This is a genomic window from Rhizobium sp. MHM7A (assembly GCF_005862215.1).
Classification (GTDB): Bacteria; Pseudomonadota; Alphaproteobacteria; order Rhizobiales; family Rhizobiaceae; genus Rhizobium; species Rhizobium bangladeshense.
In genome coordinates this window covers 1-15,057 of the sequence record NZ_VCHT01000026.1, presented here as the reverse complement: position 1 = coordinate 15,057, position 15,057 = coordinate 1, and the positions used below count along the sequence as shown (strand labels likewise).

Below are 15,057 nucleotides of genomic sequence, written 5' to 3'. Positions count from 1 at the left end.
AGCCTCAATCCTTGACCATCAGCTTGCGCGGCACGCTGGCGAGGCATTCGACACCGCTCTCGGTTATGAGGATGCTCTCCGTCGTTTCGAAACCCATGTCCTCGAGCCAGAGGCCGGTCATGAAATGGAAGGTCATGCCGGGCTTCAACTCCGTCCGGTCGCCCGGCCGCAGGCTCATGGTGCGCTCGCCCCAGTCCGGCGGATAGGAAAGCCCGATCGGGTAACCCGTACGGTTGTCCTTGACGATCCCGTATTTCTTCAGCACCGCGAAGAAGGCATTGGCGATATCCTCGCAGCTATTGCCGGGTCTCGCGACGGCAAGACCCGCTTCCATGCCTTCCAGTGTGGCTTTTTCAGCGTCGAGAAAAGCCTGCGTCGGCTTGCCGAGGAAGACGGTCCGCGACAGCGGCAGATGATAGCGGTTGTAGCACCCGGCGATCTCGAAGAAAGTGCCCTCCCCCTTCTTCAACGGCCGGTCGTCCCAGGTCAGATGCGGTGCGGATGCTTCGACGCCGGACGGCAGCAGCGGCACGATGGCCGGATAGTCGCCGCCGATGCCGTCGACGCCGCGCGTGCCGGCATCATAAATTTCCGCCACCAGATCGCATTTACGCATGCCGACCTCGATCTTGTCGAAGATGCGGGCGTGCATGGCTTCTACGATCCGGGCCGCATTGCGCATGTAGCGGATTTCGGTCTCGCTCTTGACCGCGCGCTGCCAGTTGACCAGCGCGGTCGCGTCGACGAAACGTGCATTGGGCAGATGCCTCTGCAGCGCTGCGAAGGCGGCGGCCGAAAACCAGTAATTGTCCATCTCGACGCCGATCGTCATCTTGGCGAAGCCGCGCTCCGTCAGGATGCCGGAGAGGTAGTCCATTGGATGACGCTCGGTCGACTGCACGTAATGATCGGGATAACCGACGATGTTATCATGCTTGAGATAGGCGGTGAGCTTGGCGCCATTGGCGTCCTGACCGCGGCCGAACCAGATCGGCTCGCCCTGCGGCGGTACGATCACGGCCTGGTGCACGTAGAAGGACCAACCGTCATAGCCGGTCAGCCAGGCCATGTTCGAGGGGTCGCTGACAACAAGCAGATCCACACCCTTCGCCTCCATGGCACGCCGGGTTTTTTCCAGCCGCGCGGCATATTCGCCGAGCGAAAACTTCAGATTGGGCTGGGTCATATCTCTTCCCTTCTTGTCCGGCGCCGCGCCGGTCAGCTTTCGAATGTGGTGCCGGCATTCGTCGCGCCGGCGCGGGCAAAGGCGAGCGTGGCGATGGCGGTGTCCTGAATGCCAGTTCCCGTGAGGTCGGCGATGGTGATCTGGTCGCTGCTCGTCCTGCCCGGCATCAGGCCGGAAACGATCCGGCCGAGTTCGGCGAAATCAGCATCCCTATTGACGAGGCCTGCTTCGATCGCATGGTGCAACTCGCCCATCCGGCGGGTCTGCTTCAGGCTGTCGGCGACATAGAGACCGGCGCCGGCTATGGCCGCGGGATCGATCTCGTTCTTGTGCTCAGCATCCGATCCCATGGCCGTCAGATGCTGCCCGGCTTCGAGCCAGCCGGCGTCGATGATCGGTTTTTCTGCCGGCGTTGTGGTCACGATGATGTCTGCGCCGGACATTGCTTGCCGCGGGTCGGATATCGCGTTGACGGGAAAGCCGAGCCTGGCCGCCAGCTCCGCAGCCACGCCCTCGGCCCTCGCCGCATCCCGCGCCCAAATCCTGGCGTCACGGATCGGCCGCACCAGCGTCAGCGCTTCCAGCTGCAGCCGCGCCTGCATGCCGGCGCCGAAGATCGCCGCCACGCTGGAATTCTGGCGCGACAGATGCTTCGCCGCGACGGCGCCGGCCGCGGCCGTGCGCACGTCGGTGAGATAGCCGTTGTCGAGGAGCAGCGCCTGCACCAATCCGGTTCGGCTCGACAGCAGCACCATCATGCCATTGGTGCTCGGCAGACCGATTTTTGGATTGTCGAAGAAGCCGGGGCTGATCTTGATCGCAAAACCCTCGATGCCGGGCACGTAGGCGGTCTTCACATCGACCTCACCCCGATACTCCGGAATGTCGAGCCGCAAAATCGGCGGCATGGCGACCGCTTTCGTCGCAAGCGCGGCGAAAGCCTGCTCGATACAGGCGACGGCATCGCGATCGAGCACCACCACGTTGCGCAATTCCGCTTCCGTCAGAATGATCATGCGGCTCATGGTCTATCCTCCGCGAACGCCGCACCCTCGCCGTTGATCACTCGGCGGTGCTGTTCCATGTCGACATTCCGCCCCGAAAGGATTGCAACGACAGGGCCGCCCGAGCTGATCTTTGCCGCCAGCAGCGCCGCAATTCCGACCGCTCCAGCCCCCTCGACGATCTCGTCCTCGCAGGCAAAGGCATGGCGCACGCCTGCGGCGATCTCGGCCTCCGTCAACAGGACGACGTCGTCGAGAAGCGCGCGGCACATGGCGAAGGTCAGGCGATTGTCGAGGCCGATGCCGCCGCCGAGAGAGTCGGCAAGGCTCCTCACCTCCTCGACCTGCACCGGCCGTCCGGCATCGAGGCTCGCCTTCATCGCCGCGCCCTGTTCCATCGTCAGGCCGATCACCTTCGTCTTGGGATTGACGCCCTTGACCGCGGCGGCGACGCCCGCCGCAAGGCCGCCGCCGGAAAGCGGCACCAGCACCGTGGCCACCTCAGGCAAGGCGTCGACGATTTCGAGCCCGAGCGTCCCCTGCCCGGCGACGACGTCAGGATGGTCGAAAGGCGGGATCATCACCAGACCCTCCTCTCGCACCAGCCGGTCCACTTCCTGCTGCGCCTCGTCCTGCGATCGGCCGACGATGCGCACATCGGCCCCGAGATTGCGGATTTCCGCAACCTTGTTCTCCGGCACCAGCCGCGACATGCAGATCGTCGCGACCGCGCCTTGCGCCTTCGCGGCGTGGGCAAGCGCCCGGCCGTGATTTCCGGTCGAGGCGGCGACGACGCCGCGCGCGCGCTCTGCCGGTGACAAGGACAGCACCGCATTGGTCGCCCCGCGAAGTTTGAAGCTGCCCGTCGTCTGGTGATGTTCGAGCTTCAGCCAGACCGGAACGCCGGCAATCGCGGCAAGCGATGCCGACAGCACCATCGGTGTTTCGACGACCCGGCCGGCGATCCGCCGCGTCGCTGCGCGAATATCCTCCAGTGAAACCGGCAAGGCGCTCACCATGATCTCAGCCTTCCCCATAGGGCATGGTCATCAGCTGACCGAGCTCGGGCCGCACCCGATCATCACCGCAAAGCCTCAGGCAGGCCCAGGCGGTTGCGAGATTGCTGGTCACCACCGGCTTGCCGGCCTCGCCTTCGATGCGGGCGGCGACCTGTGCGGCGCGCAGAGCCGTGCAGGAAATAAACAGCGCATCGGACTGCGGCGCCAGCGCCTCACGCGCGAAGGCCGCGATCTCATCCGGCGCGATCCGCGCCATCTCGCGGTCGTCGCTGAGGCCGAGGCAGGTAAAGCGGTCGATCGCAAAGCCGAGATCCGCGAAATATTCCGCCATCGGCCGGCTGGTCTCGATCGTATAAGGCGTCAGCACCGAAATCCGGCGGGCGCCGAGCGCCTTCAGGCCTTTCACCGCCGCCGCCGTCGGCGTCACCACTGAAACACCCGGCTTGGTCGCATGGATCGCCGCCTCGATATTGCGGTCGCCAATGACGACCGAAGCGGATGTGCAGGAATAGATGATCGCATCCAGCGCTTCGTCCGGCAGAATGAGCCCTGCGCCTTGCGTCAGCGACGGCTGCATCTTCAGGAGATTTTCCGGCGTCACCGGGTTGGCGTAGTGGATGCGGCTGACATAGACGCCGATCCGGTCGCTGGCGACCATACGCCGGAAGTCCACCTCCGTCGTATGGTCGGTCGACAGAATGACGAGGCCGATGCGCTTTTCCAGCGGCCGTTCGTCAAGTCGTGGCAGTCGGCCGGCGGGAATGATCTCGATTCCTGCGGTCATATCAATCATCCATCCTAGCATAGCGTTCCTCGAGCCAGCGCAATCCGACGACCGAGACCAGGCTGATGACGAGGAAGAAGATGCCGACGAGCGTCATCGGTTCGATATAGCGATAGTTGCTGTTGGCGATGCTTTTGGCCTGGTTCATCAACTCGAGCACGGTGATCGCCGATAGCAGCGGCGTTTCCTTGAACATGGCGATGAAATAATTGGCGAGCGCCGGGATCATCGGCGGGATCGCCTGCGGCAAGATTACGTGGATCCAAGCCTGGCGCGTCGTCAGATTGGTGGCCTTAGCCGCTTCCCATTGTCCGCGCGAGACGTTCTCGATGCCGGCGCGATAGACCTCCGCGGTATAGGTCGCGTAGTGAATGCCGATGCCGATGACACCGGCGGTGAGCGGTGACAGCCGGATGCCGATATCGGGCAGCACGTAGAAGATGAAGTAGAGCTGTACCAGCAGCGGCGTCCCGCGAATGAATTCCGAGACGAAGCCGACCGCCCGGGAAATGGCGGCGACCGGGGATCGCCGCGCGATGGCGAGCGCCAGCCCGACGACCATGGCGACCGCAGCGCCGAGGATGGTGGCAAGAATGGTGATCTTGAACCCTTCGAGAAGGGTCGGCAGGATCTGCCAGACGAAATCCCAATCCCATTCCATATGATCAGGTCCTCACGCCGTCGAGGCCGCGTGTCATCCGCCGCTCCAGCAGGCGCATCGCCGCCGAAATGGCGGAGGCCATGAGGAAATAGAGGATGAGGATCGCCGCAAAAGGCACGAGCGTATTGCCCGTCTGCGCCCGCACCACCTGCGCCTGGAAGGTCATGTCCGTCAGCGAGATCAACGACACGACGGCCGTGCCCTTCAAGAGCTCGATCGCGTTGTTGCAGAAGGTCGGCAGCATCAGCGGCAGCGCCTGCGGCAGGATGACGTGGCGCATGCGCTGGTAGCGCGACAGGTTGAGCGCGATGCAGGCTTCCGACTGTTCGCGCCCGACCGCCTTGACGGCGCCACGCACCACTTCCGCTCCGTAAGCGCCGACATTCAGACCGAGAGCCAGCACGCCCGCCTGCAGCGGCGTCAACGTCAATCCCGCGAAAGGCAGCACGAAATAGACCCAGAAGAGCTGGACGAAGATCGAGGTGCCGCGAAAGAATTCGATATAGGCGGTCGCCAGAGCCCGGAGGGCAAAGAAGCGCGACAGGCGGCCGAGGCCGGCCAGGAAGGCCATGACGAGTGCCAGCGCCGAGCCCATGATCGTTAGCTCGAGCGTCACCAGGGCGCCCTGAAGAATCAGCGTCAGATAGCCGGACCACACCGACATCGGCAACTCACTTCTCTATGGATCGTGCGAGAGGCGAACCGGCCATGGCGGAACGCATGGCCGGCTGTTCACACCAAGTTACTTGGCTGCGGCGCAGAGCTTTTCGCGGCTCGTCGACATCGCCGCCTTGGCCGAGAAACCATAGGGCTCGATGATCTTGGCGAATTCGCCCGATTCCTTTAGCTTCTTCAGCTCGACGTCGAAGGCGTCACGCAGCGCGACATCCTGCTTGCGGAAAGCGGCGCCGTCGCAATAGACCGGCGCATTGACGACGGGGGCGACGGTTTCGAGATTCGGATCCTTCGCCTTCGCGATCAGATCGTGGATCGACAGGACCGGCAGCGAATAGACGTCGATGCGGCCGTCCTGCAGCATCTTGATGCCGCTCTGCCCATCCGGAACCACGATAACGCGGTCACGCGGCACGCCGGCTTCCAGCGCCAGCTTCTCTTCCGTGCCGCCGCCCGGCGCGCCGATCTTGGCGTTCGGATTGTCGGCGATATCCTTGTAGCTCGTCAGCTTCAGCGGATTGCCCTTCTTGAGAGCAAAGGCTTCGGCGTCGCAGAGGATCGGTTCGGAATAGGCAACGGCATTGCAGCGTTCCGGCTTCATGAAGAGGCCTGCCGTAATCGCGTCGTGTCGGCCGGCCTGCAGGCCGGGAATCATCGCCCCGTATTCCGAGATCGAGGCGACCACTTCCTTGACTCCGAGCTTTTCGAAGATTACCCGCGCCACATCGGGCGCGGCACCCGAAACCTTGCCGTCGGCGCCGACGGCCGTGAACGGCGGCTCGTTGGCGATGGCGATGCGGGCAAAGCCCTGTTCCTTCAACTGCTCGAGCTTGTCGTCGGCGGCGTAAGCCTGCCCGCCGGCCGTCACCAGCAGCACCGACAGGCTGACGGCGCTCAAAAGGTATCCTGCTTTCATCGTTCCCAACTCCTCTGGCTTTCCTTGCGCTCTGTTTTTGCGGGCAATCTCTGACGTCAGACGCGGTGCCCTGCCGCGATGATCTTGCGCAGGAAGATCTGCGTCCTCTCCTGCGTCGGGTTGCGGAAAATATCGCCGGGCCTGCCTTCCTCGACTATCTTGCCGCGATCGAAGAACAGCACGCGGTCGGCAAAGTCATGTGCGAAGCCCATTTCGTGGGTGACGAGAAGCATCGTCATGTCAGTCTCGGAGGCGAGGCGGCGCATGACGTTCAGCACCTCCTCGACCAGCTCCGGGTCGAGTGCCGAGGTCACCTCGTCGAACAGCATGATCTTCGGCGACAGCGCCAGCGCCCTGGCAATGGCGACGCGCTGCTTCTGCCCGCCGGAAAGCTGCGCCGGCACGCTTTTCGCCTTGTCGGCAAGGCCGACCATATCCAGAAGCTCCATCGCCCGCTTCTCGGCCTGCGGCCGCTTAATGCCCTTGGTCAGCATCGGCGCCAGCGTGACGTTGTCGAGGACGCATTTATGCGGGAACAGGTTGAAGTGCTGGAAGACCATGCCGATCTTTTCCCGCATGCGATGCAGGTGCCGCTCATCGGCCGCCACCAGCCCGCTGCCACCAGGCATGTGGTAGAGCTGCTCGCCGTCGACCTCGATGTGGCCGCCGCTGATCGTCTCCAGCGTCATCAGGATGCGCAGGATCGTCGTCTTGCCGGAGCCGGACGGCCCGATCAGCGCCAATTTCTCGCCCGGCATGACATTCATCGACAGGCCGTCGAGCACGGTCAGCGGACCGTATCTCTTGACGATGTTGTCGATGCGAATGATGGGCGCAGGCATTCATGTCTCTCCTTGTTGAGACAAGCAATGACCTAACGATGACGGCCTACGAAAATCATGTCAATTCGTAAAATAATATCATGACAATTATTCTGCACCTGCCGACAAATGCGGCGGCAGCGTCAAATCGCAAGCAGCAGTTCCTCCGGATTTCCCTGCGCCAGCGAGGCAACGATCCCGAGTCCTGTCCGCAGTTCGCCTTCCGTCGTCGAGCCGAGCGAGATGCGCACCGCCGGCGTCCAGCCGTGATCGGTGGTGTGGAAGGATTTGCCCGGCGCGATCGCCACGCCGCGCAGCCTTGCCTGCGACACGAAACCATCCTCTGTATGGCTGCCGGACAGCGGCAGCCATACATGCAGGCTTTGCGGGTGCGTTCGATAGGACAGGCCGGCCAGCATCTCCGCCGCGATCGCGTGGCGTCCGACAAGGGCGCGGCGCTGCCAGTTGACGAGTTCCATCGCCGTGCCGTCGCTGACCCAGCGGCTGGCGATCTCGGCCATGGCAGGTGTGGCCATCCAGCTGGAAACGAGATGCCGGTTGGCGACGGCGGCGACATAGCGGTCGGGCGCAACGAGATAGCCGATCCTTAGGCCGGGAACGGTGATCTTCGTGAAGCTCGTGACATAGAGCGTGCGCTCCGGCGCGAAGGCGGCCATCGGCGGCGGGCGGTCCTCGACCATAGGCCCGAGAATATCGTTTTCGATGATCGCTATGTCATGCTTGGCTGCCACGGCGGCGAGCGCCTGCCGGCGCTCGGCACTCATCAGCGCCGCCATCGGATTGATCACGGAAGGCTGCAGGAAAATAGCCCGGATCGGCCCTGTCCGGCAGGCCTCGTCAAGCGCCTCGGGGATCATACCTTCCTCGTCAATCGCCAGCCCCTGAAGGTGCAGGCCGAGATAGCTGGAGAGCGGCACTAGCGTGTGATGGCTGATCGCCTCGGTCGCTAAGGTCGAACCGGGTGGGGCGACACTCATCAGCGCCACTGTCATGCCCGAGGTCGCCCCGTTCGTCACGCTGATGTTCAGCGGCGACGCCTCGAGCCCGCAGCGCGCCAGCCATTCGGTGGCGACGACGCGGTGACGCGGGAACACCATATTCGGCCGGAATGACAGGGCCGAGCTGGAAGGCAGGTTTTCGGAAAGCCAGCCGAAGGCCTGGCGCATTTTTTCCAGATGGATCTGCTCGCAGACCGGCTTCAGGATCGACAGATCGATCACCTCGCCCAGCCGTTCCGGCAGATAAGGCGGTTCCGGCTCGCGCGGCCGCGTCTGCACGAAGCTGCCGCGCCCGATCTCGCCCGATATCAGCCCCCGGCGGTTCAACTCGTCATAGGCGCGGCTCACAGTCTGCACGGAAAGATGCAGATCATCCGCCAGCTTGCGATGCGGCGGCAATTGCGTGCCATCGGAGAGCTTGCCGTCGGTAATCGCGTTGGCGATCTGCTCGGCGAGCGAGAGATAGGCAGGCCGGCGGAGTTGCGAGGGATCGGGGCGCCAATTTGTCATGATTTAACACTGATGAAAATCAGTTCAATTGACAATGCCAAAATGCGCTTCCATTGTCTTTTCACCGCGTTTGAAATGATTTCTTTCTAAAGAAAGCACCATGAAGCTCGACGCCATAGACCTGCGCATTCTCGACGCCGTCCAGCGCGACGGCCGCATCACCAAGCTGGCGCTCGCCGAAAAGGCCGGGCTGTCGCCGACGCCGTGCTGGATGCGGTTGCGCAAGCTTGAAAAGGCGGGGATCATTACCGGCTACCATGCCCGGATCGCCCCGCGGCGCATCGCCCCGGTCGCCAGCGTGATGATGGAACTGACACTCGCCAATCATCGCCAGGCTGATTTCGAACGCTTCGAGCGCGCTGTTGCTGCAACCCCCGAGATCGTCGCCTGCTGGTCGGTCGGCGGCGGCGTCGATTATATTCTGAAGATTTTGGCTGCCGATATCGATGCCTATCAGCGGCTCGTCGACGGGCTTCTCGACCGTGAGCTCGGCATCGACCGCTACTTCACTTACATCGTCACAAAAACCGTAAAGGAGGACACCGTCCTTCCGGTTTCTTCCTTCGCCGCCCCCGGCGAAGAACAGAGCGCCTCGTAGACATTCTCTCCAGCAGGCGGCCGTCCTTTAGACCGTCTGTCTGTTTCGACCATCGGCAATGGACAATCTCTCGCCCGCTCTCGTGGAAGACTTGCGTCAACGCCACGAGGAGATTGGACATGACCGCCGTTTTTGCCCGCGCCGCCTATCATGATGCGTTGTCGCGGTTCGCCGACCGTCATCTCCTGCGCGATCTCGCCTATGTCGGCGGGCGCTGGATTGCCGGAGAGACAGGCAAGAGTTTCGCCGTGACCGATCCGGCCTCATCGGCAAGGCTGGCCTGGGTTGCAAGCCTCGGTGCGGAGGAGACGGCAATGGCGATCGATGCGGCATCAGGGGCCTTTGCGGAGTGGCGCGCGATGCTGCCGCAGCACCGCGCAGCGATCCTGCGGAGATGGCACGCGCTGATGCTCGCCGCGAAAGAAGATCTGGCGCTGATCATGACGCTCGAACAGGGCAAGCCGCTTGCCGAAGCGCGTGGTGAGATCGACTACGCCGCCTCCTTCATCGAGTGGTATGCCGAAGAAGGCAAACGCCTGAACGTCGAAAGCGTCACCAGCCATCTGGCGGGTGCGGAAATGATCGTCCGGCGCGAGCCGCTCGGAGTTATCGGCGTCGTTACGCCGTGGAATTTCCCTTCTGCCATGCTCACCCGCAAGGCGGCCGCAGCACTTGCCGCCGGCTGCACGGTCGTCGCCCACCCCTCCTCGGAAACACCGCTTTCGGCCCTCGCGCTTGCCGAGCTCGGCGAGAGGGCCGGCATTCCCGCCGGCGTCTTCAATGTGGTGACCGGCCATGCCGCGACGATCGTCGGACAGATGTGCAGCGACAGCCGTCTGCGCGCCATGAGCTTTACTGGTTCGACCGAGGTGGGCCGTCTGATCGCCGCCCAATGCGCGCCGACCATGAAACGGCTGGTAATGGAGCTTGGCGGCCACGCTCCACTGATTGTCTTCGACGATGCCGATATCGAAAAAGCAGTCGATATTGCCATCGACGCCAAATTTGCCACATCGGGCCAGGATTGCCTTGCCGCCAACCGCATCTTCGTCCAGCGGCGCATCTCCGATGCCTTCGCCAAGGCTTTTGCCGCTCGCATCGGCGAGCTGAAGGTCGGCGCAGGGATCGAGGGTGGAAGCGAGATCGGGCCGCTCATGCATGAACGCGCCGTTGGCAAGGTCGAGGACCAGGTCGCCGACGCCTTGGCGCGTGGCGCGCGGCTCGTTGTCGGCGGCAGCCGCCATGAGGCCGGCCCGCTCTTTTATCAGCCGACGCTTTTGACGGATGTGCCAGCGGATGCTCTGATCATGCGCGAGGAGACCTTCGGGCCTGTGGCGGCGCTTGCCACCTTCGACACGGAAGAAGAGGTCGTCGGCCGTGCCAACGATACCGAATATGGCCTCGTTGCTTATGTCGTCACCGAGAATGGCGCGCGCCAGATGCGCCTCGGCCGCGCGCTGGAATATGGCATGGTGGCGATCAATCGCGTGAAGATCACCGGTGGCCCCATCCCATTCGGCGGCTGGAAGCAGTCCGGTCTCGGCCGTGAAGGCTCACGTCACGGGCTCGAGGCTTTCACCGAGCTCAAATATCTCTGCATCGACACTGCCGCCTGAGCGCCCATTTCAAAAGAGGATAGGACATGCTCGACAAAAGCAACGAACTCACCGCCTGTGACCGCGACCACTTCTTTCATCCCTCGACCCACATGGGCACGCACGCCCGCGGTGAGACACCGACGCGCGTCGTCGCCGGGGGCGAAGGCGTCTACATCACAGACACGAGCGGCCGCAAAAGCCTCGACGCCTTTGCCGGACTTTATTGCGTCAATGTCGGCTACGGCCGCCAGGAGATCGCTGACGCTATTGCGGAACAGGCGAAGAACCTCGCCTATTACCATGCCTATGTCGGCCACGGCACGGAAGCGTCGATTACGCTTGCGAAAATGATTATCGACCGCGCACCCGCCGGCATGAGCCGCGTCTATTTCGGCCTCTCCGGCTCGGACGCCAACGAGACCAACATCAAGCTGATCTGGTACTTCAACAACATTCTCGGCCGGCCGGAAAAGAAGAAGATCATCTCGCGCTGGCGCGGTTATCACGGCTCCGGCGTCATGACCGGCAGCCTCACCGGTCTTGCGCTTTTTCACAATGCCTTCGATCTGCCGCGCGCCCCGATCCTCCACACCGAAGCGCCCTATTATTTCCGCCGGCCCGATCGGTCGATGAGTGAGGAGCAATTCTCGCAATATTGCGCCGACAGACTGGAGGAGATGATTCTAACCGAGGGGCCAGATACCATCGCCGCCTTCGTTGGCGAACCGATCCTCGGCACCGGCGGCATCGTTCCGCCCCCTAAAGGCTATTGGCAGAAAATCCAGGCAGTGCTCGACAAATACGACGTCCTGCTTCTCGCCGACGAGGTCGTCACCGGCTTCGGCCGTCTGGGCACGATGTTCGGTTCGGATCACTACGGCATGAAGCCGGACCTGATCACCATCGCCAAAGGCCTCACCTCAGCCTATGCTCCGCTTTCCGGCACTATCGTCTCGACCAAGATGTGGCAGGTGCTGGTGCAGGGCTCCGATCAGCTTGGCGCAATCGGTCATGGCTGGACCTATTCCGCCCACCCGATCTGCGCCGCCGCGGGCATCGCCAATCTGGAACTGATCGACGAACTCGGCATCGTCGAAAATGCCGGCAAGACCGGCAGTTATTTCCGGTCGCAACTGCAAGAGGCGGTTGGCAGCCATCGCAACGTCGGCGAAGTCCGCGGTGATGGGCTGATGGCGGCAATCGAATTCGTCGAGGACAGGGACGACCGAAAATTCTTCGATGCCGGCCGCAAAATCGGTCCGCAGGTCGCTTCCGCCCTTCTCGACCGCGGCGTCATCGGCCGCGCCATGCCGCAGGGCGATATTCTCGGCTTCGCTCCACCGCTCTGCCTCACCCGCGAAGAAGCAGACGTCGTCGTCAAGGCGGCAGCGGACGCCATTAAAAGTGTTTTCAAAACCATCTGAGGAGAAGAGCCGCATGACGATCCCGGAAAAGATGGCGGCGGTATTGCTCACCGGCCATGGCGGCTTGGAAAAGCTCGTCTACGACAGGGACGTCCCGGTCCCGAAGCCAGCGCAGGGCGAGGTGCTGATCCGTGTCACGGCCTGCGGCATGAACAATACCGATGTCTGGGTGCGCGAAGGAGCCTACGGTACAGAGGACGACCCTTCCGCTGTCTCCACCTGGCGCAGGCAAGGCAATACGCTGACATTCCCTCGCATCCAGGGCACCGATACCGTCGGCCATATCGTCGGCGTCGGCGCGGGCGTTGAGCCCGGACGCATCGGCGAACGCGTCATGGTCGACTTCTCGATCTATAATCGCGACGACGACAGTCTTGCCGACATCGATTACATGGGCCACGGGCGGGATGGGGGCTACGCCGAATATATGGCTCTTCCGGCCGAGAATGCCCATGTCGTGGCGACCGATCTGAGCGACGTCGAGCTCGCCACCTTCTGCTGCGCCTATCTCACAGGCGAACGGATGCTGGAGCGGGCAAGGCTTGTCGCCGGCGAGCGCGTTCTCGTCACCGGCGCCTCGGGCGGCGTCGGTTCAGCGATCATCCAGCTCGCCCGCGCTCGCGGCGCCATCCCGATCGCGGTCGCAGGTCCCGGCAAGGAGGCGGCAATGATCGATGTAGGCGCGGAAGCGGTTGTGACCCGGGGCAAGGGCGATCTTGTCGAAGCCGTCCATTCCGCAGGTCGTGGCCAGCCGATCGACGTCGTCGCCGATCTGGTCGGCGGACCGCTGTTCAACGATCTTCTGAAGGTTCTGCGTCCGGAAGGCCGCTATACCACGGCCGGGGCCATCGCCGGCCCCGTCGTCCAGCTGGATCTGCGGACCATGTATCTGAAGCAGCTCGAGCTGCACGGATCGAGCCAGGGGAGCCGCGCCGATTTCCGCCGGCTCATCGGCTATATCGAGAGCCGCAAAATCCGACCTCTCGTCGGCGGCGTTTATCCGCTGTCGGATTTCCACCGGGCACAGACCGAATTCATGGCGAAGAATTTCGTAGGCAAACTGGTCGTTGTACCCGACGAGGGATGATTTCCCTCGCGCCGCCAGCGAACCTTATTCGGCTTGCGGCGTTTCACGGCCATGAAAGACCGTTTCGATTGTCTCAGGCCCTCGTTGCGCCGGATGATGGGAGCCTTTCCTGCAGTCATGAAGGAGGCGCAGCGATCCGTCGCGCAGCAAGGCCGCTGATGCCAGTTTCCAATACAACGAGATACCCCACCTCTGCTGAACTCGTCAGAATTCGCCGCGCTGCCGCCGTCGCTCGGCTTATGGATACCGCGGTCAGGTTGCCTTTCGGCGTAAGAATCGGCGCAGACTCGGTTCTCGGCCTCATCCCGGCCGTCGGCGACGTTGCCGGTTCCCTTATCGGCCTTTTCATCATCGACGAAGCGAGGCGTCTCGGCCTTCCCGCCCATAAGCTCGCCCGCATGGCGGTCAATCTCGGCGTCGACGCCGCCTGCGGCACGGTTCCGCTGGTCGGCGATCTGTTCGACGTCTATTTCAAGTCTCACCGCCGGAACGTCGGCATCATCCTCGAGCATTTCGGCATCAGCGAGGACGAGCTGAACCGGCATATCTGACGAGCCGGCCGCCCTAACAATAACCGGGCTAAAGCTCAGTCAGGGCGCCCGCCGTCTTGACTGCGTGATCAAGAACAAATTGCAGCTTGGCGGCATGGCCGAAACCCGGCTCATCCGGCTCCCCTTTTTGCACGGCGTTTGCAAACCGCTCAAAATTGGTGATGACCGGCTCAACCTCGATCTTGCGCCAGATCGCCTTGTCGGCATCGGCGCCTTCACAGACCCTGAGTGTCGAACCTTCAGGCGTATGCACCACCTCCAGTGCGCCCTTGTCGCCATGCAAGCGCAGGCGCAGTTCGTTCAGATGGCCGGTCGCCCAGCGCGTTGCATGGATGACGCCAGCCGCACCATTTTCGAGTTCGGCCATCATCAGGAAGCTGTCATTTGCGTCGAGGTCATATTCCCCGATCCGATTCCCCGGGCTCTTGTCGAAAACCTTAAGATGCGATGCCGCCGCCTTGACGTCGCTTCCTGCCGCAAAGACCGCGAAGTCGAGAATGTGAATACCGACATCGCCCAGCACGCCATTGGAGCCATGCTTTGTCGACAGCCGCCAAAGCCATTGCGACTCTTTGGTCCAGTCGCCCCAGGCCTTGGACACCAACCAACTTTGGAGATAGGACGCTTCGAAGTGGCGGATCGCGCCGAGACGCCCGTCCAGTACCATTCTTCGCGCTGCCTGCAGCGGCGCCACATTACGATAGGTAAGGTTTACCATCGTGACCTTGCCGGAGGCCGCCGCGGCGTCGGCCATCTCTTTGGCCTCGCGGTAGTTGACCGCCAGTGGCTTCTCGCAGAGCACATGCTTGCCAGCGCCGAGTATCTTCATTGTTGTGGAATAATGCGCGCGATCCGGCGTGACATTGGTGACAGCGTCAAACTCCCCCCAAGCAAGGGCGTCATCGAGCGATGTGAAAGTGAGCGGGATACCATGCCTGAGCGCGAAGGCCCGCAGCCGGACCTCGTCCGTATCGACGGCAGCGACAATTTTGACGCCGGCGATTTCCGAGAAATTCATGGCGTGGGTATTTGCCCATCCTCCGGTTCCGAGAATGATCAAGCGCATTTTTGTCCTCATGGTCTTTATCGAATTCAGCGGTAACCGGCTTCGCCGGCCTGGTGCAGTCTCGGGCCGCGTTCGACGATCGGCTCCAGTGCCTTTTCTACCGGCACATTCGGAGCGTCGGTAATGCTCGTCAGAGCG

The 15,057-nt window shown here is 62.7% G+C and carries 15 protein-coding genes and 1 pseudogene; 5 read left to right on the top strand and 11 right to left on the bottom strand.

Annotated features, from left to right (window positions below):
- Positions 1 to 4 precede the first annotated feature (4 nt).
- From doeA to FFR93_RS37865, 9 genes are all read right to left on the bottom strand, one after another.
- The gene (doeA, locus tag FFR93_RS37905; protein ID WP_138396918.1) at positions 5 to 1,186 is read right to left on the bottom strand and encodes an ectoine hydrolase DoeA; all 1,182 of its coding nucleotides are present in this window, start codon (positions 1,184 to 1,186) and stop codon (positions 5 to 7) included.
- Between the two features lie 32 nt (positions 1,187 to 1,218).
- A complete protein-coding gene (gene eutC, locus FFR93_RS37900) occupies positions 1,219 to 2,211 on the bottom strand; it encodes an ectoine utilization protein EutC (protein ID WP_138396917.1) in 993 nt (330 codons plus the stop codon).
- Complete coding sequence (gene eutB, locus FFR93_RS37895) at positions 2,208 to 3,209, bottom strand: hydroxyectoine utilization dehydratase EutB (protein ID WP_138396916.1); 1,002 nt, start codon at positions 3,207 to 3,209, stop codon at positions 2,208 to 2,210. The genes eutC and eutB overlap by 4 nt, the downstream gene beginning before the upstream one ends.
- 4 nt (positions 3,210 to 3,213) lie before the next feature.
- Positions 3,214 to 3,993 (bottom strand): ectoine utilization protein EutA, encoded by a 780-nt coding sequence (gene eutA / locus FFR93_RS37890; protein WP_064709522.1) that lies wholly within the window; start codon positions 3,991 to 3,993, stop codon positions 3,214 to 3,216.
- A gap of 1 nt (position 3,994) precedes the next feature.
- The gene (gene ehuD, locus FFR93_RS37885) at positions 3,995 to 4,654 is read right to left on the bottom strand and encodes an ectoine/hydroxyectoine ABC transporter permease subunit EhuD (protein ID WP_138396915.1); all 660 of its coding nucleotides are present in this window, start codon (positions 4,652 to 4,654) and stop codon (positions 3,995 to 3,997) included.
- Between the two features lie 4 nt (positions 4,655 to 4,658).
- Positions 4,659 to 5,318 carry an ectoine/hydroxyectoine ABC transporter permease subunit EhuC gene (ehuC, locus tag FFR93_RS37880; RefSeq protein WP_138396914.1) on the bottom strand — a complete coding sequence of 220 codons (660 nt, stop codon included), beginning with the start codon at positions 5,316 to 5,318 and terminating at the stop codon, positions 4,659 to 4,661.
- A gap of 78 nt (positions 5,319 to 5,396) precedes the next feature.
- Positions 5,397 to 6,245, bottom strand: a complete 849-nt coding sequence (gene ehuB / locus FFR93_RS37875; RefSeq protein WP_138396913.1) for an ectoine/hydroxyectoine ABC transporter substrate-binding protein EhuB — start codon at positions 6,243 to 6,245, stop codon at positions 5,397 to 5,399.
- A gap of 56 nt (positions 6,246 to 6,301) precedes the next feature.
- Positions 6,302 to 7,087 (bottom strand): ectoine/hydroxyectoine ABC transporter ATP-binding protein EhuA, encoded by a 786-nt coding sequence (gene ehuA / locus FFR93_RS37870; protein WP_138396912.1) that lies wholly within the window; start codon positions 7,085 to 7,087, stop codon positions 6,302 to 6,304.
- A 122-nt stretch (positions 7,088 to 7,209) separates the two neighbouring features.
- Positions 7,210 to 8,595: a PLP-dependent aminotransferase family protein gene (locus FFR93_RS37865; protein ID WP_138396911.1), complete on the bottom strand. Its 1,386-nt coding sequence runs from the start codon at positions 8,593 to 8,595 to the stop codon at positions 7,210 to 7,212.
- Positions 8,596 to 8,695: 100 nt separating this feature from the next.
- On the opposite strand from FFR93_RS37865, the gene FFR93_RS37860 reads away from it, so the two are divergent.
- The 5 genes from FFR93_RS37860 (at position 8,696) to FFR93_RS37840 (ending at position 13,853) form a co-directional block, all read left to right on the top strand.
- Positions 8,696 to 9,193: an Lrp/AsnC family transcriptional regulator gene (locus FFR93_RS37860; protein WP_138396910.1), complete on the top strand. Its 498-nt coding sequence runs from the start codon at positions 8,696 to 8,698 to the stop codon at positions 9,191 to 9,193.
- Positions 9,194 to 9,312: 119 nt separating this feature from the next.
- Entirely contained in the window at positions 9,313 to 10,809 is a 1,497-nt protein-coding gene (locus tag FFR93_RS37855) for an NAD-dependent succinate-semialdehyde dehydrogenase (RefSeq protein WP_138396909.1), read from the top strand.
- Positions 10,810 to 10,835: 26 nt separating this feature from the next.
- Positions 10,836 to 12,215, top strand: coding sequence for an aspartate aminotransferase family protein (locus FFR93_RS37850; RefSeq protein WP_138396908.1), 1,380 nt, complete (start codon positions 10,836 to 10,838; stop codon positions 12,213 to 12,215).
- Positions 12,216 to 12,228: 13 nt separating this feature from the next.
- Positions 12,229 to 13,302, top strand: a complete 1,074-nt coding sequence (locus FFR93_RS37845; RefSeq protein ID WP_064709530.1) for an alcohol dehydrogenase family protein — start codon at positions 12,229 to 12,231, stop codon at positions 13,300 to 13,302.
- Positions 13,303 to 13,460: 158 nt separating this feature from the next.
- Entirely contained in the window at positions 13,461 to 13,853 is a 393-nt protein-coding gene (locus FFR93_RS37840; protein WP_138396907.1) for a DUF4112 domain-containing protein, read from the top strand.
- Between the two features lie 28 nt (positions 13,854 to 13,881).
- On the opposite strand, the gene FFR93_RS37835 is transcribed toward FFR93_RS37840, so the two are convergent.
- Entirely contained in the window at positions 13,882 to 14,919 is a 1,038-nt protein-coding gene (locus FFR93_RS37835; RefSeq protein ID WP_064709532.1) for a Gfo/Idh/MocA family oxidoreductase, read from the bottom strand.
- A gap of 26 nt (positions 14,920 to 14,945) precedes the next feature.
- Positions 14,946 to 15,057: pseudogene (locus FFR93_RS37830) on the bottom strand (trehalose utilization protein ThuA); the annotation flags it as partial.

Bases quoted from the DNA above. Each gene is read 5' to 3' on its own strand.
- doeA (WP_138396918.1), bottom strand. From the start codon at position 1,186: ATGACCCAGCCCAATCTGAAGTTTTCGCTCGGCGAATATGCCGCGCGG.
- eutC (WP_138396917.1), bottom strand. From the start codon at position 2,211: ATGAGCCGCATGATCATTCTGACGGAAGCGGAATTGCGCAACGTGGTG.
- eutB (WP_138396916.1), bottom strand. From the start codon at position 3,209: ATGGTGAGCGCCTTGCCGGTTTCACTGGAGGATATTCGCGCAGCGACG.
- eutA (WP_064709522.1), bottom strand. From the start codon at position 3,993: ATGACCGCAGGAATCGAGATCATTCCCGCCGGCCGACTGCCACGACTT.
- ehuD (WP_138396915.1), bottom strand. From the start codon at position 4,654: ATGGAATGGGATTGGGATTTCGTCTGGCAGATCCTGCCGACCCTTCTC.
- ehuC (WP_138396914.1), bottom strand. From the start codon at position 5,318: ATGTCGGTGTGGTCCGGCTATCTGACGCTGATTCTTCAGGGCGCCCTG.
- ehuB (WP_138396913.1), bottom strand. From the start codon at position 6,245: ATGAAAGCAGGATACCTTTTGAGCGCCGTCAGCCTGTCGGTGCTGCTG.
- ehuA (WP_138396912.1), bottom strand. From the start codon at position 7,087: ATGCCTGCGCCCATCATTCGCATCGACAACATCGTCAAGAGATACGGT.
- FFR93_RS37865 (WP_138396911.1), bottom strand. From the start codon at position 8,595: ATGACAAATTGGCGCCCCGATCCCTCGCAACTCCGCCGGCCTGCCTAT.
- FFR93_RS37860 (WP_138396910.1), top strand. From the start codon at position 8,696: ATGAAGCTCGACGCCATAGACCTGCGCATTCTCGACGCCGTCCAGCGC.
- FFR93_RS37855 (WP_138396909.1), top strand. From the start codon at position 9,313: ATGACCGCCGTTTTTGCCCGCGCCGCCTATCATGATGCGTTGTCGCGG.
- FFR93_RS37850 (WP_138396908.1), top strand. From the start codon at position 10,836: ATGCTCGACAAAAGCAACGAACTCACCGCCTGTGACCGCGACCACTTC.
- FFR93_RS37845 (WP_064709530.1), top strand. From the start codon at position 12,229: ATGACGATCCCGGAAAAGATGGCGGCGGTATTGCTCACCGGCCATGGC.
- FFR93_RS37840 (WP_138396907.1), top strand. From the start codon at position 13,461: ATGCCAGTTTCCAATACAACGAGATACCCCACCTCTGCTGAACTCGTC.
- FFR93_RS37835 (WP_064709532.1), bottom strand. From the start codon at position 14,919: ATGCGCTTGATCATTCTCGGAACCGGAGGATGGGCAAATACCCACGCC.